The 23,667-nt window shown below is 71.2% G+C and carries 23 protein-coding genes; 11 read left to right on the forward strand and 12 right to left on the reverse strand.

Annotated elements, in window-relative coordinates; translation table 11 throughout:
- From ACTWPW_RS49870 to ACTWPW_RS49885, 4 genes are all read right to left on the reverse strand, one after another.
- A partial coding sequence (locus ACTWPW_RS49870; RefSeq protein ID WP_443172979.1) for a hypothetical protein occupies positions 1-207 on the reverse strand: 207 nt, incomplete at its 3' end.
- A gap of 199 nt (positions 208-406) precedes the next feature.
- On the reverse strand, positions 407-583 hold the full coding sequence (locus ACTWPW_RS49875) for a hypothetical protein (RefSeq protein WP_443172980.1): 177 nt from the start codon (positions 581-583) through the stop codon (positions 407-409).
- Positions 584-589: 6 nt separating this feature from the next.
- Positions 590-847, reverse strand: coding sequence for a hypothetical protein (locus ACTWPW_RS49880; protein WP_443173009.1), 258 nt, complete (start codon positions 845-847; stop codon positions 590-592).
- Between the two features lie 119 nt (positions 848-966).
- On the reverse strand, positions 967-1,281 hold the full coding sequence (locus ACTWPW_RS49885) for a hypothetical protein (protein ID WP_443173010.1): 315 nt from the start codon (positions 1,279-1,281) through the stop codon (positions 967-969).
- On the opposite strand from ACTWPW_RS49885, the gene ACTWPW_RS49890 reads away from it, so the two are divergent.
- A complete protein-coding gene (locus ACTWPW_RS49890) occupies positions 1,180-1,422 on the forward strand; it encodes a hypothetical protein (protein ID WP_443172981.1) in 243 nt (80 codons plus the stop codon). The two genes, ACTWPW_RS49885 and ACTWPW_RS49890, sit on opposite strands and share 102 nt — an antisense overlap.
- 338 nt (positions 1,423-1,760) lie before the next feature.
- Here ACTWPW_RS49890 and ACTWPW_RS49895 read toward each other — a convergent pair whose 3' ends face one another.
- The 7 genes from ACTWPW_RS49895 to ACTWPW_RS49925 form a co-directional block, all read right to left on the reverse strand.
- Positions 1,761-3,452: an ABC transporter ATP-binding protein gene (locus tag ACTWPW_RS49895; protein ID WP_443172982.1), complete on the reverse strand. Its 1,692-nt coding sequence runs from the start codon at positions 3,450-3,452 to the stop codon at positions 1,761-1,763.
- A complete protein-coding gene (locus tag ACTWPW_RS49900; protein WP_443172983.1) occupies positions 3,449-5,077 on the reverse strand; it encodes an ABC transporter ATP-binding protein/permease in 1,629 nt (542 codons plus the stop codon). Before ACTWPW_RS49900 ends, ACTWPW_RS49895 begins: the two co-directional genes overlap by 4 nt.
- Positions 5,074-6,276: a hypothetical protein gene (locus ACTWPW_RS49905; RefSeq protein ID WP_443172984.1), complete on the reverse strand. Its 1,203-nt coding sequence runs from the start codon at positions 6,274-6,276 to the stop codon at positions 5,074-5,076. The genes ACTWPW_RS49900 and ACTWPW_RS49905 overlap by 4 nt, the downstream gene beginning before the upstream one ends.
- Positions 6,273-7,544, reverse strand: coding sequence for a YcaO-like family protein (locus ACTWPW_RS49910; RefSeq protein WP_443172985.1), 1,272 nt, complete (start codon positions 7,542-7,544; stop codon positions 6,273-6,275). Before ACTWPW_RS49910 ends, ACTWPW_RS49905 begins: the two co-directional genes overlap by 4 nt.
- Positions 7,541-8,908: a CocE/NonD family hydrolase gene (locus tag ACTWPW_RS49915; protein ID WP_443172986.1), complete on the reverse strand. Its 1,368-nt coding sequence runs from the start codon at positions 8,906-8,908 to the stop codon at positions 7,541-7,543. The genes ACTWPW_RS49910 and ACTWPW_RS49915 overlap by 4 nt, the downstream gene beginning before the upstream one ends.
- On the reverse strand, positions 8,905-9,828 hold the full coding sequence (locus ACTWPW_RS49920; protein WP_443172987.1) for a hypothetical protein: 924 nt from the start codon (positions 9,826-9,828) through the stop codon (positions 8,905-8,907). The genes ACTWPW_RS49915 and ACTWPW_RS49920 overlap by 4 nt, the downstream gene beginning before the upstream one ends.
- 70 nt (positions 9,829-9,898) lie before the next feature.
- Positions 9,899-10,021 carry a hypothetical protein gene (locus ACTWPW_RS49925; protein ID WP_443172988.1) on the reverse strand — a complete coding sequence of 41 codons (123 nt, stop codon included), beginning with the start codon at positions 10,019-10,021 and terminating at the stop codon, positions 9,899-9,901.
- A gap of 120 nt (positions 10,022-10,141) precedes the next feature.
- Here ACTWPW_RS49925 and ACTWPW_RS49930 point away from each other — a divergent pair, with 120 nt between their 5' ends.
- The 7 genes from ACTWPW_RS49930 to ACTWPW_RS49960 are packed head-to-tail and all read left to right on the forward strand — an operon-like array spanning position 10,142 to position 16,122.
- Positions 10,142-11,407, forward strand: coding sequence for a hypothetical protein (locus tag ACTWPW_RS49930; RefSeq protein WP_443172989.1), 1,266 nt, complete (start codon positions 10,142-10,144; stop codon positions 11,405-11,407).
- On the forward strand, positions 11,407-12,387 hold the full coding sequence (locus tag ACTWPW_RS49935) for an ABC transporter substrate-binding protein (RefSeq protein ID WP_443173008.1): 981 nt from the start codon (positions 11,407-11,409) through the stop codon (positions 12,385-12,387). Before ACTWPW_RS49930 ends, ACTWPW_RS49935 begins: the two co-directional genes overlap by 1 nt.
- The gene (locus ACTWPW_RS49940; RefSeq protein ID WP_443172990.1) at positions 12,384-13,397 is read left to right on the forward strand and encodes a FecCD family ABC transporter permease; all 1,014 of its coding nucleotides are present in this window, start codon (positions 12,384-12,386) and stop codon (positions 13,395-13,397) included. Before ACTWPW_RS49935 ends, ACTWPW_RS49940 begins: the two co-directional genes overlap by 4 nt.
- The gene (locus ACTWPW_RS49945; protein ID WP_443172991.1) at positions 13,394-14,425 is read left to right on the forward strand and encodes a FecCD family ABC transporter permease; all 1,032 of its coding nucleotides are present in this window, start codon (positions 13,394-13,396) and stop codon (positions 14,423-14,425) included. The genes ACTWPW_RS49940 and ACTWPW_RS49945 overlap by 4 nt, the downstream gene beginning before the upstream one ends.
- Positions 14,422-15,195, forward strand: a complete 774-nt coding sequence (locus ACTWPW_RS49950) for an ABC transporter ATP-binding protein (RefSeq protein WP_443172992.1) — start codon at positions 14,422-14,424, stop codon at positions 15,193-15,195. The genes ACTWPW_RS49945 and ACTWPW_RS49950 overlap by 4 nt, the downstream gene beginning before the upstream one ends.
- A gap of 56 nt (positions 15,196-15,251) precedes the next feature.
- A complete protein-coding gene (locus ACTWPW_RS49955; RefSeq protein ID WP_443172993.1) occupies positions 15,252-15,710 on the forward strand; it encodes a hypothetical protein in 459 nt (152 codons plus the stop codon).
- A gap of 22 nt (positions 15,711-15,732) precedes the next feature.
- Positions 15,733-16,122, forward strand: coding sequence for a Fur family transcriptional regulator (locus ACTWPW_RS49960; RefSeq protein ID WP_443172994.1), 390 nt, complete (start codon positions 15,733-15,735; stop codon positions 16,120-16,122).
- A gap of 1,188 nt (positions 16,123-17,310) precedes the next feature.
- Here the strand turns inward: ACTWPW_RS49960 and ACTWPW_RS49965 are convergent.
- Positions 17,311-17,913, reverse strand: coding sequence for a hypothetical protein (locus tag ACTWPW_RS49965; RefSeq protein ID WP_443172995.1), 603 nt, complete (start codon positions 17,911-17,913; stop codon positions 17,311-17,313).
- Positions 17,914-18,144: 231 nt separating this feature from the next.
- On the opposite strand from ACTWPW_RS49965, the gene ACTWPW_RS49970 reads away from it, so the two are divergent.
- The 3 genes from ACTWPW_RS49970 (at position 18,145) to ACTWPW_RS49980 (ending at position 23,575) form a co-directional block, all read left to right on the forward strand.
- A complete protein-coding gene (locus tag ACTWPW_RS49970) occupies positions 18,145-18,660 on the forward strand; it encodes an RNA polymerase sigma factor (protein WP_443172996.1) in 516 nt (171 codons plus the stop codon).
- Positions 18,657-19,841, forward strand: a complete 1,185-nt coding sequence (locus ACTWPW_RS49975) for a hypothetical protein (protein ID WP_443172997.1) — start codon at positions 18,657-18,659, stop codon at positions 19,839-19,841. The genes ACTWPW_RS49970 and ACTWPW_RS49975 overlap by 4 nt, the downstream gene beginning before the upstream one ends.
- A 1,511-nt stretch (positions 19,842-21,352) precedes the next feature.
- Positions 21,353-23,575 carry a BTAD domain-containing putative transcriptional regulator gene (locus ACTWPW_RS49980; protein ID WP_443172998.1) on the forward strand — a complete coding sequence of 741 codons (2,223 nt, stop codon included), beginning with the start codon at positions 21,353-21,355 and terminating at the stop codon, positions 23,573-23,575.
- The last annotated feature ends 92 nt before the right edge of the window (positions 23,576-23,667 follow it).

Here is a 23,667-nt window from a genome sequence, read left to right on the forward strand (position 1 = left end):
ACTCATACCCCTTGCCGCCGGGCACCACTGCGTGGTCGGGAAGAGCAGCGGTGCGCCGGTCTTCCCCGACAGGCGCGCCCTCACGGTGAAGGAGGCCTTGGTGCCATCGGCGATCCCCGGGCCGGTCCACTTGACCGCGTTTCCCCTCACCGCGCTGGACCAGCCGCCCGGCTGGCCGGCCGACAGCACCGAGGACCCGGCCGGCATCCGGACGACAAGTGCCTCGGTCGGTGCGCCGTCGCATCCCTGGTCGAGGGAGAAGGTGAGCGTGACCGACCCCTCCCCCGTTGGGCTGAGCGGACTCCAGCAGCACGTGAGCCAGCGCCGGGGCGGCCGGGAGCAGCACCAGCACGGCTGCTGCCAGCGCCACCCCGGCGGCCCGGGACTGTACGGGAGATACCGGATCTCACGGGATCACCACCTTCTGGGAGACGACCGGGCTCTCGAACTCCGACAGCCGCACGACCAGCGTCACCGTCCACGTCCCGTCCAGCGGGAAGTCGACCGTCGCCTCGTAGGTGCCCTCGCCCGTCGTGGACAGCGGCTTCTTGAACGGCCCCAGCTCGTAGGACGACAACCGCACCGACAGCTACGGCGTCTCGTGCGCCACCAGCGGCACGCCCTTGCTGTCCACCAGGGACAGCTGGAGCGCGTTGACTCCCCGCCTGCCGGGGATGATCACCATGGTGGCCTTGCCGTCGCCGACGGCCGCGGTGAGCGTCTTGGGCCCGGCCGAGGCGGACGGCGCGGCCGCCGCGGGCGCAGCGGCGGGCTCCTCGCGCGGCGCGCGAGACCAAAGATCGTTAGTCGCGCGGGTGGCTGGGGCCAGCGAGACGACTGTCCGCAAGGGCGTGCTCGAGCTCGAGTCCGGAGCTGATCCGCTGCCTGATGGGCGGGTCCGGCGCGTGTGGCCGGGGACACCTTCCGGCCCAGGCCGACGATCTGCCAGGCGATACGCCGGTACCCTCAGTCCGGATTCTCGGCGGTCAGGCGCAGCACCAAGGCTCGGACGCCGAGCAGGGAGACCAGGCCCCACCACATCCGCTCACCGCGCTCCAACAGCAGCGCGGTGAGCACGGTGGCCGCGGCGTGCATGAGGACCATCGGCGACGATGCGTCGCCGATGCCGTGGCCGCCGGGATCGTGGTGGACGGGGTCCGCCCGGTACACGCTGAGGCCGTGGATGCCGAACTGGGCGGCGCCGAGCAGGGCCAGCAGCTCCCGCCGGGTGACCCTGCGGCCCGCCAGCGCGTAGGCGACGCCCCAGGCCGCCAGGACCACGGGGCCAGGGCCAGCAGGGGCGGGGTCGTCCCGTGGTCGGCGCGGTGGTCGGCGACCGCGATCACGGTGGTGCTCAGTGCCACCAGGGCCGAGCGCAGGCCGCGCATCGTCCGCCTGGCGCGCTTCACGGCCGGAGCCTAGCAACGGCTCCGGCCGCCCTTCCGTCTGCGGCCGCCCGCGCTGGCGCCGGACGTGGAGATCGCTATTCCACCGTGCCCGCGACCGCACCCGCCGAGCAGACCGTCACCGACAAACCACCGCGGCCGCTGGCGACACCGTCGCCGTCGTGCACCAGAGCAGAGAAGCCGTCGTGCACATCATCGACCGCAGCCAGGCCCCGCCAGCGATGAACAGGGTGTGAGCCTCCATGTTGCGCAGGTGCATGCGTTTTTCGATGGCATCTTGACCCAGGTCGCGCAGGCATCAGTGGCCGCCGTGATCAGCCAGGCCAGCCGGGCAACAACAGCTTCGGCCCTGCGTCATCGCGCTCCTTCAGCGATCGGGGAATCGCCGCGTGGAGCGCGCGAGAACAGGAGGGACAGCCGGTCGCTCAGTTCGGCGTAGGTGCCCTCGGCGGCCACGCGGCCGTCCTCCAGCAGCACGATGTGGTCAGCTCTGCGGATGGTGGACAGGCGGTGGGCGATGAGGAGCGTCGCGCGTCCGGCGGCGGCCTCCTGCAGGGCCTCGGCGAGGCGGGCCTCGTTGTCGGTGTCGAGGTTGGCCACGGCCTCGTCCAGCACCAGCACGGGTGCTCCCGTGGCTAGTGCGCGGGCGACGGCCACTCTGGCGCGCTGGCCGCCGGAAAGGGTGACGCCTCGCTCGCCGACCACGAGCTCCGGGTCGATGTCGAGCTGGGCGGTGCGCAGAGCGCTCGCCGCGTCGGCGTGGGGGGCGCCGAGCTGTACGTTCTCCTCGGCGGTCCCGGCGAACAGGTGCACGTCCTGAGGCACCACGGTGACGTGCCGGTGCAGGTCGGCGATCCGCGGCAGCGCCACCCCGCCCACCAGGATCCGCCCGCCGTCCGGGTCCCAGTACCGCAGGAGCAGGGACACGCAGGTGGACTTGCCCGCGCCGGAGGCGCCGACTAGGGCGACCGTTTTTCCGTACGGGATGCGGAAGGACACGCCCCGCAACACCTCGGGCCCGTCGGGTGTGTACCGGAAGCGTACGTCCTCGAAGACCACGTTCGGCTGGGCTGCCACCTCGAGGACGTTTCGTGGCGGGGGCACGTTGGCGGGCGCGGTGACCAGCGTGTGCACACGCTCGGCGGCGGCCCGCAGCGTGCCGTACTCCTTGAGCAGCAGCGCCACCTGTGCCGCGGGGCCGAGCGAGCTGGCCGCTAGCACCATGGCCAGCGGCGCGTCTGCGGGAGAGCGGATCACCGTGGCGACCATCAGCAGCGTCCCGGCGGCCGCGACGGCGACGAGCACGTCGGTGAGTGCTGCCTCCAGTCCGCCGCGTGCCGCGTTCGCCGCCTGGGCGCGTGCCAGCCGGCGGGTCTTGCCCGCCAGCAGGTCTCGGCGACGCTCCAGGGCGCGGAAGGCAGCGAGCTCGCGCATGCCCTGTACGGTGTCGACGACGTCGGAGGTCAGCTCGGCGGTGGCGGCACGCAGCTCGTCGCCGTGCCGGTGCGAGGCTTTGCGCAGCCACAGCGGCACGGTGATGACGCATGCCGCCAGCGGCAGCGAGACGGCCAGCAGCAGGGGGTCGATCAGCGCGGCGGCCACGCTCCCGGCCGCCAGCACGGTGCCCGCCGTGATGAGCTGCGCCAGGGTGTGCGCGAAGAGCCACTCCAGGGTTTCGATGTCCGAGAGCACGGCCGCCGACAGGTCGCCGCTGCGGCGGCCCAGCAGCCGGGCCGGGGCGATCCTGGCGATCGCGTCGTACACCTGCCCTCTGAGCCTGGCCAGCACCAGATAGGCCAGGTCGTGCGCGACATAGGTCTCCCACCAGGCGGCCAGCGTCGCGACCGCGACCAGCCCGCCGAGCACCGCGCTGACCACGTCCAGCGGCGCTGTCTGGCCGCTGATCACGCGGCCCACCAGCCAGGCGCCGGTCACGGCGGCGCCGAGCACGGCCAGCTGGCCCAGCAGGTTGGAGGCCAGAGTGGACAGGAAGGCCCGGCGGTGTGCGCCGACCGCGCCCGCGAGCCAGCGGATGGAGGGGTTCATGCCACGGCCTCCAGGACGGTTCCGTTCTCCAGGACCACCACGTGGTCGGCCTGGCGGATGGTGTCGGGTCGATGGGCGATCATCAGGCAGGTACGGCCCCGCCGCACGTCGGACAGTGCCTGCTCGGTGCGCGCGTCCACGTGTGAGGTGGCCTCGTCGAGGACCAGCACGGGGGCGTCGGCCAGCAGGGCCCGGGCGATGGCCAGGCGTTGCCGCTGTCCTCCCGAGAGCGTCGCCCCGCGCTCGCCCAGGCGTGTGTCGTAGCCGTCGGGCAGCTCGGCGATGAAGTCGTGGGCGGCGGCCAGCCGGGCGGCCGCGGCCAGTTCCTCGTCGGTGGCGTCCGGTCGGGCCAGGCGCAGGTTCTCGGCCACGGTGCCGTGGAAGAGGTAGGTGTCCTGAGCCACGACCGCGACGCTGCGGCGCAGCGCATCGAGCGTGAGGTCGCGTACGTCGATTCCGCCGATGCTGATCATTCCCTGGCCGGGGTCGTAGTGACGCTGGAGGAGGGCCGCGAGCGTGCTCTTGCCCGCGCCGGACGGGCCGACCAGGGCGACGGTCTGACCGGCCGCGACGGTGAAGCCGACCTCGCGTACGGCGGGCTGCTCCGAACCCGGGTAGGTGAAGGTGACAGCCTCGAACCTGATGTCCGGCGGGTCCGGGAACCGGTCTCGCGTCCCGCGGTCTTCGACCGCGGGCGGCGCGGACAGCAGCGCTTCGATGCCGTCGACCGCCGTTATCCCGAGATACCCGGCGTGCCAGTACTCGGAGAGGTTCTTGACCGGGCGGAAGCACTCCACAGTGATCACCAGAACCGCGAAGACGGCCCACGCGCTGGTCGCCGTCGTCGCCGCGAGGATGGCCCCGGCGGTGCCCGCCTGGATGCCGAACGCGTTCACTCCGGTCTCCACCAGCGACAGCTTGAGCTGGCGCATGGTGGTCACGTAGAGGTTGTGCGCCCGCGCGGCCAGCCGCGCCCCCAGCCTGCCGACGGCCCCGAACGCCCGGAGCGTGGCCATGCCCTGCATCGCCTCCAGATAGTCCGAGGCCAGCTCGGCGAAAGCGGTCCAGCGGCCGCGCCCGCGCTTCAGCAGCGTCGCGTCCCAGAACCTGGGAATGGTCAGGACGCCCGCCACGGCTGCGGCCAGGATCGCGGCGGCCGCCGCGTTGACCGTGAACAACCAGCCGACCAGCGCGACCGGCACGCAGAAGGTGATGACGACCTGTGGCAGGTAGCGGCTGAAGTACGGATCCAGCCCCTCCACGCCGTCGACGAGCGTGGTCTGCACGTGTCCTGTGCGGGCGCCGGTCAGGTGGGCGGGGCCCAGCCGCTCCAGGTGGACGATCAGCCGGTCGCGCAGCCGGGCCCTGATCAGCGCGCCCGCCCACACGGTCACCGTCTCCCTGGTCCACAACAGCGCCGCGCGCAGCGCGATCACGACGAAGGCGCAGACCAGCAGGCGCACCACGGTCGCGGTGTCGCCGCGGACCAGGGCGGCCAGGGCGGCGGCGAGCAGGACGGCCTGGGCGACGTACGCGGCGCTGACCGCCAGGCCCAGCGCCACGCAGACCGCGATCGGCCCCTTCACGCTCCCGGCCAGCTGCAGCAGCCGGCGATGAATGATCACGTGTGGTCCTTCCTGCCGCCGACGGCGGCTCCGTGGACGATGACTTGGGTGCCCGGCCTGCGGCCCAGGGCGGCGCCCAGGTCGGCCGGGCCCCAGCTGCCGATGGGCCGCGCGGGCAGGCCGAGCTCCTCGGCGGCGAGCAGCGCGCGGTGTACTTCCAGTCCGGCGCGGGTGTAGGCCGACCGGTAGTCGGCCAGGTCGGCGGTGTAGAGGAGGATCGCAGCGGCGTCGGCCAGGAACGCCTGGCCCGTGGCCCATGCGGCCAGGGTGGGACGGGCGTCCCCCCTGCCGACCGGGCCTTCCGCTGTGGCCAGGCCGTGCCGGGTGGCGGCGATGAGCAGTCCGCCGTTGAGGAGGGCGCGCAGGTCGGCCGCGCCGAGCTCACCGGTGAACGGTGGCGGCGTGCTGCGCCTGCGCTCCAGGACGTCCCTGACGAAACGCGACATCGGGGACGGCTCCCACCGGCCGTCCCCTCCGGACAGGTCGTCGAGCGCCTGCAGGACGAGCCGATGACCGTCATCCGGGTGCCCGGCCCCGCCTCTCCCGGGCTCGAAGCCCGTCGGCCGCGCACCGAGCGCGCGCGCCGCGAGATCGGGCGCCCGGTCATCGGCGGGGGCCGAGAGCACGAGGGGCCGGTCGTCGGCGGGGGCCCCGTGTGGCGGCGGCTTGGTGCTGGTGCTCATGTGGACGGCGGCCAAGCCGTAGGGGGCGCCGGTGAGGTCGGCCGTCGTCCGGGCGTCGGGTTCCAGGCAGATCCGGCAGTCCAGCCCAAGGCAGGCAGCCGCGGCGGCGAGGGAGCCGGCCGCGTGGCCCAGGTCGAGCAGGAGGCTGGGCAGGCTGCGCGAGCCGTACTTCCAGATCGTCCGCGACGGCTCCAGCGTCAGCAGTACCACCGCGCCCGCCTCCTCCGGCCCGGGACCGCGGTCCAGCAGGGCGTGCCGGACCGGGTCGTGCAGCAGCAGGCGCCCTTCGGCCAGGACGTACGCGTCCACCGGGTAGAGCGCCCCCGCCGAGGGCACCCGGCGCAGCCGCCCGCGGGAGCCGCCCAGCGCCAGGTCCACGACGTCGTGGACCCAGGAGGCGACCGTCACGGGCTCGCCGGCGTAGACCGCCCGGGGCTGTGTGCCGGATTCGGGAAGGGCGCCGTCGAAGAGGTTTCGGGCGGCAGTCTCGGCCTGCCGTACAGCTGCGGTTTTCATAGGTGCGGCGGAGGGGTCGGGTCGAACACCCCGGACACGCCGTACAGGTCGGCGGCGTGCTTCCAGCGGGGCGAACCGAGGTACGGATAGGCGGCGGGACTGTTGGGCAGCAGGCCGGAGACCACGACTCGGGCCACGCGAAGCGGTGTCTCGGCGATGTCGCAGGTGGTCAGGTCGACGGTCACCACGCGGTGCCCGTCCAGCCGCGGTTCCACTCCCGCCACCTCGGCCACGTCCACCGCCGGTAAATCGGTGAAGCGGGTCAGCCGGTCGTGGAGCCGTTCGTCCAGCCAGACCTGGGCCTGGGCGGCGAGGTCGCGCACCTGGGAGAAGCCCTCGCCCGCCGCGTCGAGGTAGCGCCGGTCGGCCCGCCAGGGTAGGTAGGCATGCCGGGCCAGGACACCCCGGCGCATCGCGTCGAAGGCGGGGCCGTCCTCCTCCAGCAGACCGCGCGCGGCGATCCACACCTGCACCGCCTCCTGGGCAGCCTTGTGGCAGGCCTCGGCCGGGTCGCTGCGGCACGCGAACCCGGCGGCCGGAATCCGGAGCTCGGGGTCGTAGGCCAGCGCGGCCACGACCGGCACGCCGAACTCGCACGGCACCTCGACCAGGTGCAGCTCCAGCCGCGACCCCGACCACGCAGCGGACAGGCCGGGCACGGAGGAGACCCGGATGGCCCGGGCCGGCAGGCCGAGGTGCCACCAGAGCGTGACGGCGTCGCGTTCGACGACCTCCAGCAGGGCGCGCCGCGCGGCGTCCTCCAGGCCGACGCCGCAGGCGATGCCGGCGTAGTTGAGGTGGTGGTGGCGTGGCTCGCCGCGGCGCGGGCCCTGGTGCCAGTTGAGGTACGTCCACGAGCCCGGGACGAGGGTGCCGTCCGTGCCCCGGGCCCACAGGATCGGCTCGTCCTCCCGCCACGGCCGGTAGGGGAAGCCTGGCTCGCCGTACTGGCCGGCGGCGAAGCCCGGCAGGTCGGCGGGGCCCAGGTGCGGCAAGTCGCCGAGGTCGGCGGCGCTCGCCCGGGTGAGCTCGGGGATGTTGTTGCCGCAGTATCGCTCGACCGCCTCGCCGATGGCGCCGAGCCGGGCCTGTTCGTCGTCGCCGAAGGAGGTGCCGGCGGCGATCTGGTCGGCCAGCCAGACGCCGATGCGGCGGGTGTCGGCCACCTCGGCGATCAGGCAGCGGTAGTCGTCCGGCATGCCTCCCAGACGGGGATATTTCGTGATCCGCTTGATCACGCCGCAGACGGGGTCCACGAGCTCGGTCACGGCATCTCCAGGGTCAGGCGGACGTCGGTGACCTCCCTGGTGGAGGGGTGCCACGTCGTCGCGGTCAGGGGGTCGTCGCCGGTGTGGGGATGGCGGGCGTGAAGCGGGAAGTGGTGCGCCGCGATCTCCACGCGCAGGCGCGTACCCGGCTCGAACCGGTGCACGATCGTGGGTAGCGTCAGCTCGGTCGTCTCTCCGATGGCATGGCCGAGCTGGATCGCGGTGCCGTCGGGCCGCTCCTCCGACAGGCGCGCCGCCCAGTGTCCGGGCGCCGCGCCGTGCCCCTGGAAGGTCACCGCGGGCCGCCCGGCCACCGTGTCCTCGAACGGCTCGCTGACGGCCACCACGGCGTCGGGGCGCGGGGCGCCCACGTCCACCGGCCCCATCGCGGAGGGGAACGGATGCTCGGGGTCCGCCTCGAACCGGCCGCCGCCCTTCAGCGGCAGCTCGACCACGTCGCGGCCTGGCTCGCCGAGCCATTCCTGGGTCGACTCCACGGCCAGACAGGCGCCGGCCGGCCGCTCTCCGGCGAGCACCCGGTCCACCCATCTGGTGACGAATCGGCTCGCCCGTTCGGTGTGCCGCAGGTGCCGGGCGCCGTTGCGCTCCCGGTTGAGCAGCCCGAGGTCGTGCTGCCACGGGCCGATCACCAGCTCGGCGGGGCCCGGCCAGCCCTGCCAGAGGGCGATTGCGGCGTCGAGGAACGGGTCGTACAGGCCGCCCACGCTCAGCAGCGGCACTCGCGCGGCGACCGCCGGCTCGACATTCGGCTCGTGGGGAGCCCGCCACGCCTCCTCGAAGCCCGGCAGGTCCAGGCCGAGCCGAGCGGGGACGCGGACCGGCGGCTCCGTCAGCGCGCCGGGGTCATGGGCCAGCCTGGTGTCGAGCAGGCCGGGCCGCTCGGTCCGGCAGGCGGCGTATGTGCTCCACCACCACACGTGCGAATACAGCTTGGGCACGCCGGTGGGCTCGCGGGACGTCTCGGCGAGGCCCAGGGCGGGCACGGCGGCGACGATCGCGTCGGCGTCCATGCGGAGCGCGCAGTAGGCGGCGTAGGAGGAGCCGTAGGCGATCACCGGGCCGTCGCACCAGGGCTGGTCGCGCAGCCAGGCGGTGAACAGGCGTCCGTCCTCGAGCTCGTGCGTGTACGGCAGCCACCGGCCGGGCGACTCGTGGCGGCCGCGTACGTCCTGGACCACTGCCGCCACGCCCCTGCGCGCCCACCCGTGCGCCTCAGCCAGGTGGCGGCTCTTGCCGTACGGGGTGCGGATGGCCAGCACCGGCCACGCCCCGTCGGCGGCGGGGAACACGGCGTCGCACAGCAGCCCGTCGGGCGTGCGCAGGGCTGATCGCAGCACCGTCATGGTTTCTCCGTCCGGGGGTGATGGGAGGGGACGGGCAGGATCGGGTGGTCGCTCACGCGCTGGGTGCGGAGATCGGCCAGCCGTAGCCGGCGGCCGTGGGGTCGCCCGGCGGCCCAGGCCAGCAGGTCGGCGGCCAGCAGCGCGGCGACGAAGGCCGCCGCGACCGGGTCGATGGCCGAGGCGGCGTGGATTGGGGGTCCAGCCCAGTAGGCGGCCAGGTGGTCGGGGCTGTCGGAGGCCGCCAGCCTGCGCTGGCGCACGTGCGTGTGCGTCACGTCGCCGCCGGCGACGGCGATCGGCTCGATCACCGCGGTCGCGCCCTCCACCGAGCACCGCTGCCGGGCGACGCGCCCCACCTCGGCGTCGAGCGCGGCCCACGCGGCGGCGGGCGGCAACCCGTCGCACACCCAGCTCACCACCGTCCGCCCTCCGGCCGGGATCGCGCCGTCCGCCACGAGCCGGGACGCGATTGACCCGGGGGACGCCCCCTCCGCTCCGCCCCCCGAATCACCCCACGCCATGACCCCCTCGGCGATGTGCCAGGCCACGGCGGGCTCGGGGCCGGGTGGCGCTGGGGCGTGTTTGGTGGTGGGTGGCGCTGAGGCAGGCCCGGGGACGGGCCGGTGTCGGTCGCCGGCATGCGGACGTTCGGGCGTGAGGAGGGTCAGGCCGGTGCGGGGAAGGAGATCGGCCAGCGCAGCCGCGATCATTCCTTCACCCAGAACGATCACGCTCGCGGGCGGATGCGAGCTGCCGGGGACGAGGAAACCGGCCCGGGTGAAGGCTTCGGCCAGGGGCGGCGCGAGCCGGTCGAGGTCGGCGTCCAGCTCGGCGTTGACGGCCAGGAACTCCCCGTCGGGCGTGCGCAGCACGGTCGCGTCACCGAGCTCGAAGATCGAGACACCCGGCGCGAGCGGCATGAAGACTCCTTTCTCAAGCGGAAGGGGTGGTGCCGCACGTCCTGCGGATCGGGCGGCACCACGGATCGGGTCAGGCCTGGTCGTCCTCGAACAGGTCAGCGACCAGGGCGTGGTTGCAGGTCGGGTGCGCCGGGGCCAGCTGAGTGGCCGTGCCGACCGGCGAGAACACCGGAACCTCGTCGAAGTTCTCCATAAGCCGTCCTTTCTGATTTGTGGGACACATCCGTCCTTGCCCCTTGATGCCAGCCGAGCGTAAATGATAATGATTATCACTGTCCACAGTTTCGACATGGTTTTCATATCTGGAGGTTCCATGCGCCGCAGTGCTCTCGCCGTCGGGACGGTGGCCATCCTGGCCCTTGCCCTGCACGTTCAGCCCGCCTTAGCGGAGAGCGGGTCGCAGGCCCGGCTGGTGGTGGCCGACGCCGCCGCGGGAAGCGTGCACGTGTACGCGGTCCCGTCCAACCAGCGGCTGGCCACGATCACCGGCCGCACGTTCGCCGACCACGCCGGGATGCTGCCGCTGCGCGACGGCCGGGTGCTGTTCGTCGACGAGGCGAACAACGAGCTGGTCGCACTGCAGACGGGCGGCACGCCCAAGGTCGTGGGCACCGCGAAGCTGCCCGCCGGGGAGCCCTCGCACCTGGCCGTGGACGAGACGGGCCGCTACGCCGTCGTGGCGGCCGCCGAGGAGCACGACCACGAGGAGGGGCAGGAGTCCGCGGAAGAGGAGGCGCACGGCCTGCTGACCGTCGTCGACCTGACGACCTACCGGCCGGCCGCGATCGAGGTCGACAGCGAGCACCCCGGCGTCGCGGTCGCCAGCGGCGCCGTGGTCCACCGGGGCGACGGCGAGCTGGAGACGTACCCGATCGCCGACATCCTGGCCAACCCCGGAGCGCATCTGGAGCCGACGAGCACGCTGCCCACCGGCGCGGCCGGGCACGGGGAGGCGGCGCACGCGAACGGGCTGGTGCTCGGCGCCACCGACGCGGGTCTGGACACCGCGCGCGTCGTGGACGGCAAGCTCCAGCCGGTCAGAACCGTGCCGTGGCCGAGCAGCGGCCGCGCCTTCTACGTCCGCGTGACCGGCCACAAGCTCGTCACCTACACCTCCAACGAGTCCGGCGACGACTGGCAGAACTGGAAGCACGACGCCTTCACCGTCGTCCCCGCGACCGGCCAGACCACCACCGCGAACCTCGGCACCGGCCTCCTGTTCCGCCACGGCCTGTCCGACCGGTACGCCGGATACGTCCTCAACCAGCCCACCCGCGACCAGGTCGCCTTCGTCAGCGTGAAGACCGGCCAGGTCACCAGCCGGGTGCAGCTGCCGTCCGTGCCGGGCGGCCCCGTGCCCGGGCAGTCGCCATGGGCCGCCCAGAAGCGCCGCATCGCCCTCGACCCGATCGGCGCGCTGGCCTACGTGACCGGCGGCGGCACCGGCAAGATCTCCGTCATCTCGCCCGACCTCGGCAAAGTGGTCGCCACGATCACCACGCCGACCTCGCTCGACGGCGGCGGCGCCGTCACGGTCGTCATCCCGGGCCGCAAGGTCGTCGACAGGGTCGGCCGGTGATGCAGAGACTTCTGGTCGCCGTGGCCGCGTTCGCCTTGGTGGCCTCCTGCGGGCAGGGTGAACCGGCGCAGCGGGCCGCCAGCGGGGCGCCGGCGTCGCGGCCATCCGCCGCACCGCCGTCCGTCCCGCAGGTCACGCCGGTCAGCGCGGCCCTGACCGTCACCGATCCGCACGGCAAGACGTTCACGCTGCCGAAGAAGCCCGAGCGCGTCGTCTGCCTGACCGGGCTGTGCGACGACGCCCTCGTCGAGCTGGGCCTGACGCCGGTGGCCACGAGCACGCCCACGCTGCTGTCCCGTCCCGACTACCTGGGCGCGAAGGGCGCCGAGATCCCGGTCATCCCCGGCAGCTTCGGCGGCGAGGACGTCTCCAAGATCGCCGAGGCGAAGCCTGACCTGGTGATCGGGCTCGCGGGGGTGCACGACCAACTCAGGACGGCCGTGGAGAAGTTCGCGCCACTGTGGGTCGTGCAGGTGAAGTCGTACGAGGACTCCATCGGGTACCTGCGCGCGCTGGCTCAGCTCACCGACCGCGGGCAGCAGCAGGCCGCGGCCGAACAGAAGTTCCGTGCCAAGGTCGCCGACGGCGTCGCCAAGGCCAAGGCGGCAGGGCTGTCGGACAAGCCGGTCCTGGCGATGTACGGCGGCACCTCCGTGGGGGTGAACACCACCGATGACGTGCTCGGCCACTTCATGGGGCAGTTCTTCGCCTATCCGTGGCCCAGCAAGGGCGGCGGATTTGAGACCGCGCAGGCGTACAGCATCGAGGAGATCCTGGCGAAGGCGCCTCAGGTGATCTTCGTTCAGTCGTTCGGGACCTCGGTGACCCAGAGCTACAAGGACAACCCGGTGTGGAAGCGCGTTCCCGCGGTGGCGTCAGGCAAGGTGTTCGAGGTGCAGCCCGAACTGTGGGCGTCGGGCCGCGGCACCAAGGCGTTCGGCATCATCCTGGACGAGGCCCTGGCCAAGGCCACCGGGTGAGCGCTTCGCTCGACGGACGCCCGGCGCTCGCCGCCGGGCGTCCGGCCGCAGCGGCGCCCTGGGCGGTCGCGCTCGGTCTCGCCCTCCTCGCGCTGGCCGCTGTGTGCCTGGGCACCCCGTTCGTCACCCCGCAAGAGCTCCTCCTGGCCGCCCCGGACTCGATCGCGCAGGTCGTGGTCTGGGAGCTGCGCGTCCCCCGGGTGATGATCGGCCTGGCCGGCGGCGCCGCCATCGGGGCGGCGGGGCTGCTGCTGCAGGAGTCGCTCAGGAACCCGCTCGCCGTGCCCGAGATGATCGGCGTCTCCACCGGCGCCGCGCTGGCGGTGAGCGTCTGCGTCATATGGGCGCTGCCCGTGCCCTACGCGACGTATCCGCTGATCGGCCTGCTAGGCGCCGCCTGTGGCGGATTCGTCACGCTGGCCGTCGCCAGGACCGCCGGGACGGCAGGCGGCGTCCTGCTCGTCGGCGCGGCGGTGTCCACCGCGATCCAGGCGCTGCTGCTGGCGGTGATGGCCACCGCCGACCGCCTCCAGTACGACATGCTCTTCCGCTACCTCGTCGGCAGCCTGTCCGGCCTGATGTGGGAGCAGACCTCCCGGACGCTGCCGTGGTTGGCCGCCGCCGTGCCGCTCGTCGTGCTGTGCGTGCCCGCGCTCACCCTGCTGCGGCTCGGCGACGACGCGGCCGCCTCGCTCGGCAGCCGGGTGGAGCGGGCCAGGCTCGGCGTGCTCGCGGTGGCGGCGCTGCTGATCGGCTGCGTGACCGGTCCGTGCGGGCCGATCGCGTGGGTGGGATTCCTGGCCCCCGTGCTGGCCAGACGGTTGCGCCCACACGCGGACGCCCGGGTCTGGCTGCCCTGGTCGGCCGCGCTGGGCGCGCTCGTGACGCTGGCGGCTGACCTGGCCGCCCGGCTGGCGTTCGCGCCGGCGGAGACGCCGCTCGGAGCGTGGACGGCGCTGGCCGGAGTGCTGGCGGGAGCCGTCCTGCTGAGAAAGCGGGTCTCGCCATGACGATCACGAGAAGGCGGGCACCCGCCGCCACGCCCGGGAGGGTCGCCGTGCCCACGCGGGCTCGGCGCACCGGCGGACGCGCACCCGGGGCGGCGGTGCTGCTGGGATGCGTCGTGGCCGCGCACGTGCTGGTGTCCGGACAGCCGCTCGGAGTGGTCTTCGGGCTGCTCGACGGCGCGGTGAGCGGCGTGAATGAGCGGATCGTGTGGGAGCTCGGCCTGCCGCGACTGGTTACCGCGCTACTCACCGGCGCGGCGCTGGGCGTCGCCGGATACGTGCTGCAGGCCACCCTGCGCAATCCGCTGGCCGCCCCTGAGTTCTCCGGCGTCAACCCGGGCGCGATACTGGGCATCCTGGCGGGCTTCACCCTCGGCGTGGTGCCCGCGGACTCGGCGGCCGGGGCGCTGGCCGCCGCACTCGCGGGAGGCGCGGCCGGTGGCGGGATCACCTGGCTGTTCGCCGCCCGCCGCGACCCCGCCCACCTGATCGTCTACGGCCTGCTCGGCAGCGCGCTGCTGGCCGGGATGACCACGATGCTGCTGGCCTACCAGCCCAGCAGGTTCGGCAACGCGCTGCGCTGGCTCATCGGCTCGGTGGAGGGCAGGGTCTGGGAGCACCTGGCCTTCGCCTCCTGGTGGATCCTCGGTGGAATCGCCGTGGCGTGGGCGTGCTCGGCGATGCTGGCCGTGCTGGCGCCCAGCGACGACCACGCCGCTTCACTCGGCCTGCACCCGGGCCTCGGCCGGGGCATCGCGCTCACCGTGGCGGTCGCCCTGACCGCGGGCGCGGCCAGCCTGTCGGGGGCGATCGCCTTCGTCGGCCTGGTCACCCCGCACGCCGCCCGCCGGCTCGGCGGCGGCGTCCTCACCGCCGCCGTGGCCGGGGCGGTGGCGCTGGCGGGCGCGGACACCCTCGCCCAGCTCGCCGGGCACCTGCTCAACGTCACACATCGGCTCGGCGTGCCGACTGGAGTAGTCACCGCTCTGGCCGGCGCCGCCGTCCTCATCAGACTGGGAAAATCGCAATGAGCGTCGTGATCCGGGACCTGCACTTCTCCTACGGCTCGCGCCCCCTCCTGACCGGGATCGACCTGGCCATCGAGACCGGCGAATTCGTGGCGCTGGTGGGGGTCAACGGATGCGGGAAGAGCACCCTGCTCCGGCTGATCGCCGGCCTGCTCAAGCCGGCGTCGGGGCGGATCGAGCTCGACGGCGCAGACTTGGCGTCGCTGTCGCGCAGGGACATCGCCCGGCGGCTCGCGGTCCTGCACCAGAGCCTTCCGCCCGTCCCCGGGCTGACCGTGCGCCAGCTCGTCCGCCAGGGCCGCTACCCGCACTGCGGACCGCTGGGACTGCTGTGGGACTCCGACACCATGGACGAGGCGCTCGAACTCGCCGGGGTGACCCACCTCGCCGACCGCGTCCTCGACACGCTGTCCGGCGGCGAGCGCCAGCGCGTACGCCTGGCGCTGGCGGTGGCCCAGAACACCGGCATCCTGCTCCTCGACGAGCCGACCGCCCACCTGGACATCCGCCATCAGCTGGAGGTCCTCGAACTGGTGCGATCTCTGCGGGCGGCGCGCGGCCTCACCGTCGTGACCGTGCTGCACGAGCTTGACCACGCCGCCCGCTTCGCCGAACGCGTCATCGCCCTGCACCAGGACCGGGTGCGGGCCGACGGCGGGCCGGCGGATGTGATCACACCGGAGCTGCTGGCGGAGGTGTTCGGCGTCGCCGGGCGGGTGGTCGTGGATGAGCTGCACGGAACTCCCCGCTGCCTGCTCGACGCGGCCATCTGAGCCCCGTGGCCGTGAGGTGGAACATGGTTGTCATTCGATCCCCTTGGGGGTGGAGCGTGAAAATCGATCATGTGGTGCTCGCCGCTCGGACACCGGAGCAGGCAGAGCAGACACTGCCGGAGCACGGCCTCGGAATCGCGCGGGGGCGCGTGCCGCACGGCTTCGGACTGTCGAATCTGGTCGGGCCGCTGGGCCAGTCGTCCCTGGAGATCCACTATCCCAACGGCGGCGAGGTGGATCCCGCCCTGCCGCCGATTGGCGAAGCCCGGCCAAGGGCGCTCGACAGGGTCCCTTGGCCCGTGCCCCATGAGGAACGACCGCACGGGCCGGCCGCGCCGCACGCCCGCCGCCCGGCCGGCATCGCGGGTCTCGACGCGGCGGAGGCTGCAGAAAGTGTCACGCATTGGTGCGGCGGGCTGCCCGAGGGCGTGCGGGTCGTCGAAGGCGATACGAGTCCGTTGCGTGTCCGGGTCGGGTTCGACGACGGCTCGCGCGGTCACGCTGGGCGCCGCTGACTAAGGCAGGGTGTGGAGCGGGATGGCCGACGTCGTGCGATGGGGTCGGATGCTGGAGGAGGTGGGCATCCGGACGACCAGCCAGCGGCTCCTGGTGCTCGACGTCCTGGGCCGCCACCGGCTGCCGGCCTCGGCCCAGGAGATCCACGCCGAGCTGCACGAGCAGGGCGAGCAGATCGGGCTTACCACCGTCTACCGGACGCTCACCTCGCTGGCGGCGGCGGGGCTCGTGCACACCTTTACCCAGATGGGGGAGGTCGCCTACCGGCTGTGCGGCCCGGCCAAGCACCATCACCTGATCTGCCGGAGCTGCGGGCTGGTGATCGAACGGGTGGAGGAGGACGTCATGGCAGGATTCAGGGCCGAAGAGGTGTACGGCACGTGCGCCGCCTGCGCGAGCGGGTCACGGTGACCTGGGCGAGCCCGAGGACGGCCCGCCAACGCTGGCCAGGGCACAGGCCCTGGAGCGCTGCCCGACCACGAGACCGGCTTCTCCTGGGAGCCAATTAGTCCCCCTCACCCGTGGCGATCAATCAGACGGCACCTCCTCCCCCCGCATTCCACGTCGAGCGCGGTGCAGAGCGACTGGGCTCTCCCCCCGGACAGCTCCGGGCTGAACGTCCTGCTCATCGCCGCCACTGTGAGCCGTGCCCACGGCGCCGCGCTGCACCCGACCGGACTCCAGCCCAGAGTGGCCGCATCCTGGAAATCATCGCCGCCTCCAGGCGATGACAGTCCACAAGCATGTGGAGGGGGCGCTCGCCGCGATAGAGTCCCCGACCGCGCCGGGCCCACGCAGCGCGGATAGGTTCAGCGAGCGCGCAAAATCAGGATGACTACGTCCGACTTGGCGGCTCAAGATTGCCGAGGGGGATCTGCCGGTTCGGGTGCAGGAGGATCTACTCAGCATGGAGCGCCAAGGCTGTCGATCACCAAACTGCACTGCGGCTAGCGAGGTCCTCCTTGGCCGAGTGGCGCACATCCAGCTCACCGACCGGGGTCGGCCCCGCCACACGACGTTCCCACCACAGATCGTTCCTGAGCTTGTCACCGCGGCCCCAGCATCGCCATGGCCTGGGGGCACAGCAAGTTCGGCGGCGAGAATAAGGCCGCTTGGCACGTCGTTCGCTGGTCCGCCAGTGGCCTCTGCTGTCTGGCCTCCTGAACGAGGTAGAGGCTTCCCTTGGGGAAACCCCTACCTCATCGCTTCCCGCTCCTACGACCGCTTCCTCGTCCGCTGGACCAGCGCCGCGGACAGAGCGGGAACCCAGCCAGACGTCGGCCGAGGCACCAGCGGGTACCGGTTCATCGTCGAAGGCTGCGACAAGCTGCAAGCAGGGCTGGATCCTCTCGGTGAGCGCCTGATGGCAATGACCTCCAGGATCGCCCTGCTGGCCATCGGGCTCGTCGTCTCGTCCGGCTGCAGCCAGGCGGGAGCCGGCCCATGCTCACCGAGCCCACCACCCGGGGAGAGCGTAACCTCGGCACCCGCCCAGGACTCCTGCGGCAAGACCGCCGACAAGGTCAAACAGCATGCGCCAGCCCGAAATCGAATCGGTCACCATGTAGTGCGAGGTGGTCCCATTCGCTGACGAGGTTGTCACCGGCTTCGCGTGCCGCTTCCCAGATGGGCGCCTGCTGCTCCCACAGGACTCCCCCACTGGCTGCTCGCCTCATCAGCGATGGCTTGCAGGAAGTCGCCATAGGTTGCGGGCTCGCCGTCCAAGGAGCCGCGCAGGACGTCGCGGACCGTACGGGCACGGCTGCGGCTTCTCCATTCGGCGCACGCTTGTTCCCACGTGGCGGGATGCCGGTGCAGCCCTTCCGGCGTGAGAAACGACAGGAACTCCTCTTCGTCGTCGTAGTCGGTCCACCAGCCGTCGACGGCGTCAGAGTCGCTGGCGTCGTAGATCTCATCGTCGCCGCTGAGGCGGTGCGACACATGCCAGGCGAACTGGACGTCCAGGAACGAAACCATTTTCGCTATCGCGTTGGACGGCTTCTGATCATGGACATACTTGGTGTACTCGCGGTCCAGCCAGGCCAGCCATTGCACCTGCACCCACTCGCTGCGCCGGTCCGTCACGATGGTTTCCGTCCACATGTCGTGCCGATACGGAATGAGAGCCAGGATCACGTCCGCGGGCAGCAGGTGCTCGTTCCGGAATCCGTTTCCGGTGTCGATGATGACGTGAGAAGCCACGGAGATTCCGGACTGCCGTCTTTTGGGCGTAGCCTATGCGGCTGTTGGGATTGAAAGGGACTCGTTGAGTACTTCCAGGGGTGGCCGGTGGCCGAGCGCCGAGTGCAGGCGCCGACGGTTGTAGAACCCTTCGATGTAGCAGATGATCTGCCGACTTGCCTTGGTCGCCGGATGTGGCTGCGCACGGGATGCAGCGAATCGGGACGGGCACGCGTTCCTTGGTCATGAACAGTGACACAGCCGCCCGCGCGCCCGCGTTTGCCGGACGCCGAGACGGTGCTGGCGGATCTGTATCGCCAGCACTGGCTTGCCCTGGTGCGCCTCGCCGTGCTGCTCGTCGGCGACCGGGAAGCGGCCGAGGACGTCGTCCAGGACGTTTTCTCCAGACTGCATGGCAGACACCCTCGTGTGCTGAGGCTGGCTTACCTGCGCGTCTCTGTCCTGAACGCCTCCCGCTCGGTCTTGCGCCGGCGTGGCGTGGCCGCCAGGGCGGCAGCCCAGGGACGGGCGAATGAGCTGGTGGACTCTCCGGAGACCGTCGCACTGCTCGGGGAGTCGCGTCAGGAGATGCTAGCCGCGCTGAGCCGGTTGCCCCGGCGCCAGCGCGAGGTTCTCGTCCTGCGCTATTACCTCGACCTGTCCGACGCTGACATCGCGCAGGCGACGCGTGTCAAGGAGAGTACCGTACGGTCCACCGCCTCCAGGGCCCTGGATCGACTTCAACGTGAGCTGGGAGGCGAGGCATGACCGGTATTGAGGACCGGCTCAGGGACGCGCTGGTCGCCAGGGCCGAGACTGTGCAGGACGACGGGCGGCCGCGTGCTCTGCCCGTGTCGCGCCCGTGCTCGCCCGCCGGCCGTTGGTGGGTGCCCTCGGCGATGGCGGCCGCCATTGTGCTGGTGGTGGCGCTCACCTTCGTGGCAACGCGCACGGTCGCCCCGCCACCTCCGGCCACGCGTCCCACGCCGTCGGTAGGCCCTTTCGCGCCGCCGGTCGAGCAGGTGTGGCCGGACGCGGTGCACGAGATCCCGACCACAGCGCCGGGGAGCCGGGCGTTCCATCCCGACGTGTTCGTCTCGGACCGAGTGGTGGTGGGACGAGGGATCACCGAGACGCGGCCGAACAGCGTCTGGTCATACGACGTGGACAAGCGCACGTTCACCGAGATCGCGCCCTTGGGGAACGTGCGCGCGATCGAGCCCGTAGTCTTCGGCAGCGGTTACCTCGCGTGGCCCGCTTTCCGCGGCCAAAAGATGGAGATCTGGGTTGTACCGGTCACCGGCGGGGTTCCGCGCCGCCTCGCGTCGGTCACTGGCCTGATCACCAGCAAAGGTAGAGTCATCGGAGCGGACAACCTGGCCATAGCGGATGACGCCGTGGTGTGGTCGCCGATGATAGGTGGCGTCTACCGGCTCCCGCTGAAGGGCGGCAAGCCGGCCCTGATGGCTGGCACGAGGGGCTTGCACCTGGTCGAGTGGCCCTGGGCAGGCCTGCCGCGCGATGACGGCTTGGTGGGTCCTCCCCTCCCTCGCCCGATGGAGCGCTTGAAGAACGTGCTCACCGGCGAGATCAGGGACGCCACCGCCCCCGCGGGCCGCTGGTCGTGGGATGAGTGCGGGGTTACGTGGTGCCTCAAGGGCATGGAGGCGTGGCGGCGCGACGGTTCGGGTTTTCGCGTCCTTCCTGGGTATGGGCATAGCCGTAGCGACCTCTACGCGGGGCGCTACGTCGTGATCCGCCAGCGCGACCACGCAGGTCAGTCGGCCTCCGCCGTTCACGACCTTGGCACAGGACGCACCGGCCTGCTGCTCCACCACACCCTGGCGCGCCGCGGCCTCAAGGCCCCCTCAACCCTGCGGGTGCGGGGCGGCATGGTCTGGTACCAGACCGGGCGCGGCACGCAGGTCCTCCTTCGCCTCATGCAGTGACCTGGCGGGCGATGCCATCGCGGTACGTGATCCGTTCGAAATGCGCCACGTGTCCTCATCCGCCAGCCGAGCATCCGCAACCCGGCGCACTCGTCGCCAAGATCGCGGAGGAGGGCAGGCTCGCGGCGGACTCACCGAGGACGGGCTTGCCGGTGACGCGGTCACTCGCCACAGCCCGTCCCCACAACGGCTGGGCGACCGCGGCATTGCTCGGGGAGACGGGGGCTGGTCCGTCCAGCCTGACCTGTCGTAGACAAGCTCCTGATAGACGGTTCCCGCTGGGCGGCTGGCGTGTCAAAAGGCGCTGGCCTCGGCCGGGCGAACCGTACCATCGAGAAGGTGCCGACCACGACCACTATCCGGCCAAATATCAGCAAACGTTCGAAAGGACTTGGGGGAAACACTACAAAGGTGATCGTGGCTTTTTCTCGGCGGTCTTCATTCCTGCTCGTCAGGGTGGCTGGCAGTCTGGCGTTGGTGTCGGGAGTTGTCGCTGGGATCTGGGGACTGGCGCTGGTGATCAGCGGCGTCCTTCGAGGTGTGGTAAGCGTACGGTGCTTGCCCGTTCCCCACACTCTCGACCTGCGGGTGTCGGGGGTCACGGATCTGTCGACAGGAGCAAGGTACATCCCGCGAGACACACTGCTCGTAGCTGGCTCCTCCGTCACTGAGCACGTTATGGCCCACGGAGAGAACCTCCTGATCGCGTTATGCGTCTTCTGGGCAGGAATCCTGCTCTACCGGCTATCCCGGTCGCTGCCTCGTGACTCCCCAGCTGCACGGCGCTATCGGGCACGACTCGCCTGGCTCGGGTGGATCTGCCTCACCAGTGCGGTCGCGGGACCGCTTGCCCCGTACTTCGCCTCCTCCGCGCTCCTTGACAGAGTTGGCTTCTCAGGTGAGTGCAGGTACTCCTACAGCGCGCTATCCGCGCTCCCCGCAATCGCCGCGGCCCTGCTGTTCGCGGTGGGCGCGCGGGTGCGCCGGACAGTACCGGCTTCTGCGGAGTCCGTTGGCTGATCGCCTTGGCGGATGGACGCCGGCAGGAGGCCCCTCCCGGCGTCGCGGTGGCGTCTTCGGAGCGGTGTAAATAGCTCGACGAGGTAGGTGCCGTGAGGGGATCTTGTCGATGGCGGGTGCCGAGGCCGGGTCGTCGGCCGGGTGCAGGCCGACCCGCCGCAGGTCGAGTTCATGCGCGGCTTTCTCCCGGTGTAAGAGGGCGTCCTTCACGCGGCTCAGGCATGGAGGACACCAATCTCACCACCAATCCCTTTTCGCTCGCCGCCACAATCCCAGGCGGATCGCTTCGCTGATCACGAGCGCGAAGCAGAGGCAATAGGCGCCGAAGTTCCTGCCTGGCGCAGAATGGGCCGCCAAATGGCCAGTAAAAGCCGTGATCTGTATGCCCTTGACGTGGAGAAACTGGAGAACATGCAACAACCGAGGCGACTCACTTACTGTCAACAGGGCAACATGGCCGAGCGCGCCCGAATTCCGAAAGGTCGGTCCATATGACCACGAGCGCCGACAGTGGTCTTCGTGTAGCTGTATTGGGCCCCTTCGACGTGCGAATGGGGATGGCCCAGGTCGAGCTGGGGTCGAGTCGGCTCCGAACACTGCTGGCCGTCCTGGCACTGTCGGCCGGCGAGACCGTGTCCGTGGACCGGCTGGCCTCGGCCTTATGGGCGGAAGGTTTGCCGGGCAACGTCCGAAGCAGCGTCCATACCTATATAGCCCGGCTGCGTCACGCGCTCGGCGCCGAGGTGATCCACACCATGTCGCCGGGTTATCAAATGCAGGTGGCTCACGATCAGGTCGACGCGCTGCTCTTTCGTCAGCTGGTTGCCGAGGCGACGCTGATACGGGGCACCGAAGCCGAGTTGGCGAGTCTGGAGCAAGCGCTGGCCTTGTGGCGGGGCCAGCCGTTCGAGGGGATCGATTCCCCAGTGCTGCATGGGGCCGAGGCAGCGCACCTGGTGGAGCTTCATCTATCGGCCGCGGAGCGGTGGATCGACTTGGGCTTGGCCGCGGGACGCCATCGCGAGCTGGTGCCCGAGGTGCGCAAGCTGGTAGCCCGCCATCAATTGCACGAGCCGTTGTGGGGACGCCTGCTCCTGACGCTGGACGGCTGCGGCAGACGGGCTGAAGCGCTGTCGGCGTACGAGCGACTCAGACGGAGGCTGAGCGAGGAATTGGGCACCGCCCCCTCCGCTGAGCTGCAGCGTATTCACGCCAACCTCCTGCAAGATCGGGCGGGGTGGATGGTGCCGATCACGCCACGCCAGCTCCCGCCGGACGTGGCCGGATTCACCGGCCGCGACGAGGAGCTGAAGCGGCTGGATCGGGCACTCAGCGGGAGCAGCAGGGTCTGCGTCATCACCGGCACCGCTGGCGTCGGCAAGACCTGCTTGGCCGTGCACTGGGCGCACCGGGTCGCCGAGCGCTTCCCGGGCGGTCAGCTCTACGTCGATCTCCAGGGATTCGGGCCGTGTGAGAGCGAGTTGAATCCGCGCGAGGCCCTGTTCGGTCTTTTGCAGACATTAGGCGTGTCCAAACACCACATTCCGGCGGACCTGCCGGCCATGGCCGCGCTGTATCGGACGCTGCTGGCAGGCCGGCGTGCGCTCGTGGTCCTCGACAACGCCTGCGATGTCGAGCAGATACGGTGGCTGCTGCCCGGCGACACCGGATGCATGATCGTGATCACCAGCCGGATGGGGCTGAACAGCCTGGTCAGCCGGCATGCGGCTGAGCTGCTCACGCTGGACGTTCTCAGCTATGGCGACTCGCGACGGCTACTGACCCGCCGGTTGGGCCGCGAGCGCCTCGAAGCAGACACGCGCGCCACCGATGAGATCATCGATTTGTGCGCGCGGCTTCCCCTCCCCTTGGCCATTGCAGCGGGCCGTGCCACCGCGACGCCGTCCGCCCCGCTCGCTGCGCTCGTGGCCGATCTGCGCCGTGTTCGTACCGACATCAGCGCGCTGGCCACCCGGGACGCCCGCACCGACATGCGCACCGTGTTCTCGCGTTCCTATGACCGCCTACCCCCCAGTGCAGCCCGGCTGTTCTCGTTGCTGGCGATCCATCCAGGCCCGGACATCACCCGACCGGCCGTGGCCAGTCTGGCGGCCGTCCACCAGGTGGAGGCCGACCGGCTTCTGGACGTACTCCTGGAAGCGCACCTGGTGACCGAGGCCGTTCCTGACAGGTTCATGCTGCACAGCCTGCTTCGCGCGTACGCGCACGATCTGGCCCGTGTCGTCGACCCCCAGATCCATCGGCACGCGGCGCGACGGGTGGTCGAGCACTACCTGCACACTGCGCACCGAGCCGCACGGCTCCTGGCGCCGGCGGCGCTTGTGGTCGTTCCCGACCCCCCGGTGCCAGGCGTACGGCCGGAGCACCTCGCACGCCGCCAGCATGCGCTGAATTGGTTCCAAGCCGAGCACGCGGTCCTGTTCACCGTTCTGCGCCAAGCGCTGACGGACGACTTCCCCTCCCAGGTCATCCAGTTCGTGGCGGTTCTGACGCCCTGGTGCGATCACCAGCGCGACTGGCAGGCGAAAGCCGACATCCAGCACCTCGCTCTGAAAGCAGCCGAACGACTGGGCGACATGGTGGCCAGGACGAGGGCACGGCAGAACATCGCAGCGGTGATGAACGAACTCAAACGAGGTTGTCAGAATCCTGTCAGCAAGGGCACCCACAGCTCAAACGGGCGATCTCCTTGAAAGCGCTCAGGAAACTGCCGTGAACCCTGACCGCCACCGAGGTCCAGTGGGCCCTTGACGCCTGCGAGTGGCGCTGATCTTTGGCAGGAGGA

The organism is Nonomuraea sp. KM90 (assembly GCF_052246675.1).
In the GTDB taxonomy this organism is placed as follows: Bacteria; Actinomycetota; Actinomycetes; order Streptosporangiales; family Streptosporangiaceae; genus Nonomuraea.

Coding starts and splice junctions, on each gene's coding strand:
- ACTWPW_RS49980 (WP_443172998.1), top strand. CDS start 21,353: ATGACCACGAGCGCCGACAGTGGTCTTCGTGTAGCTGTATTGGGCCCC.
- ACTWPW_RS49925 (WP_443172988.1), bottom strand. CDS start 10,021: ATGGAGAACTTCGACGAGGTTCCGGTGTTCTCGCCGGTCGGCACGGCC.
- ACTWPW_RS49945 (WP_443172991.1), top strand. CDS start 13,394: ATGACGATCACGAGAAGGCGGGCACCCGCCGCCACGCCCGGGAGGGTC.
- ACTWPW_RS49920 (WP_443172987.1), bottom strand. CDS start 9,828: ATGCCGCTCGCGCCGGGTGTCTCGATCTTCGAGCTCGGTGACGCGACC.
- ACTWPW_RS49895 (WP_443172982.1), bottom strand. CDS start 3,452: ATGAACCCCTCCATCCGCTGGCTCGCGGGCGCGGTCGGCGCACACCGC.
- ACTWPW_RS49915 (WP_443172986.1), bottom strand. CDS start 8,908: ATGACGGTGCTGCGATCAGCCCTGCGCACGCCCGACGGGCTGCTGTGC.
- ACTWPW_RS49960 (WP_443172994.1), top strand. CDS start 15,733: ATGGCCGACGTCGTGCGATGGGGTCGGATGCTGGAGGAGGTGGGCATC.
- ACTWPW_RS49975 (WP_443172997.1), top strand. CDS start 18,657: ATGACCGGTATTGAGGACCGGCTCAGGGACGCGCTGGTCGCCAGGGCC.
- ACTWPW_RS49950 (WP_443172992.1), top strand. CDS start 14,422: ATGAGCGTCGTGATCCGGGACCTGCACTTCTCCTACGGCTCGCGCCCC.
- ACTWPW_RS49930 (WP_443172989.1), top strand. CDS start 10,142: ATGCGCCGCAGTGCTCTCGCCGTCGGGACGGTGGCCATCCTGGCCCTT.
- ACTWPW_RS49905 (WP_443172984.1), bottom strand. CDS start 6,276: ATGAAAACCGCAGCTGTACGGCAGGCCGAGACTGCCGCCCGAAACCTC.
- ACTWPW_RS49935 (WP_443173008.1), top strand. CDS start 11,407: ATGCAGAGACTTCTGGTCGCCGTGGCCGCGTTCGCCTTGGTGGCCTCC.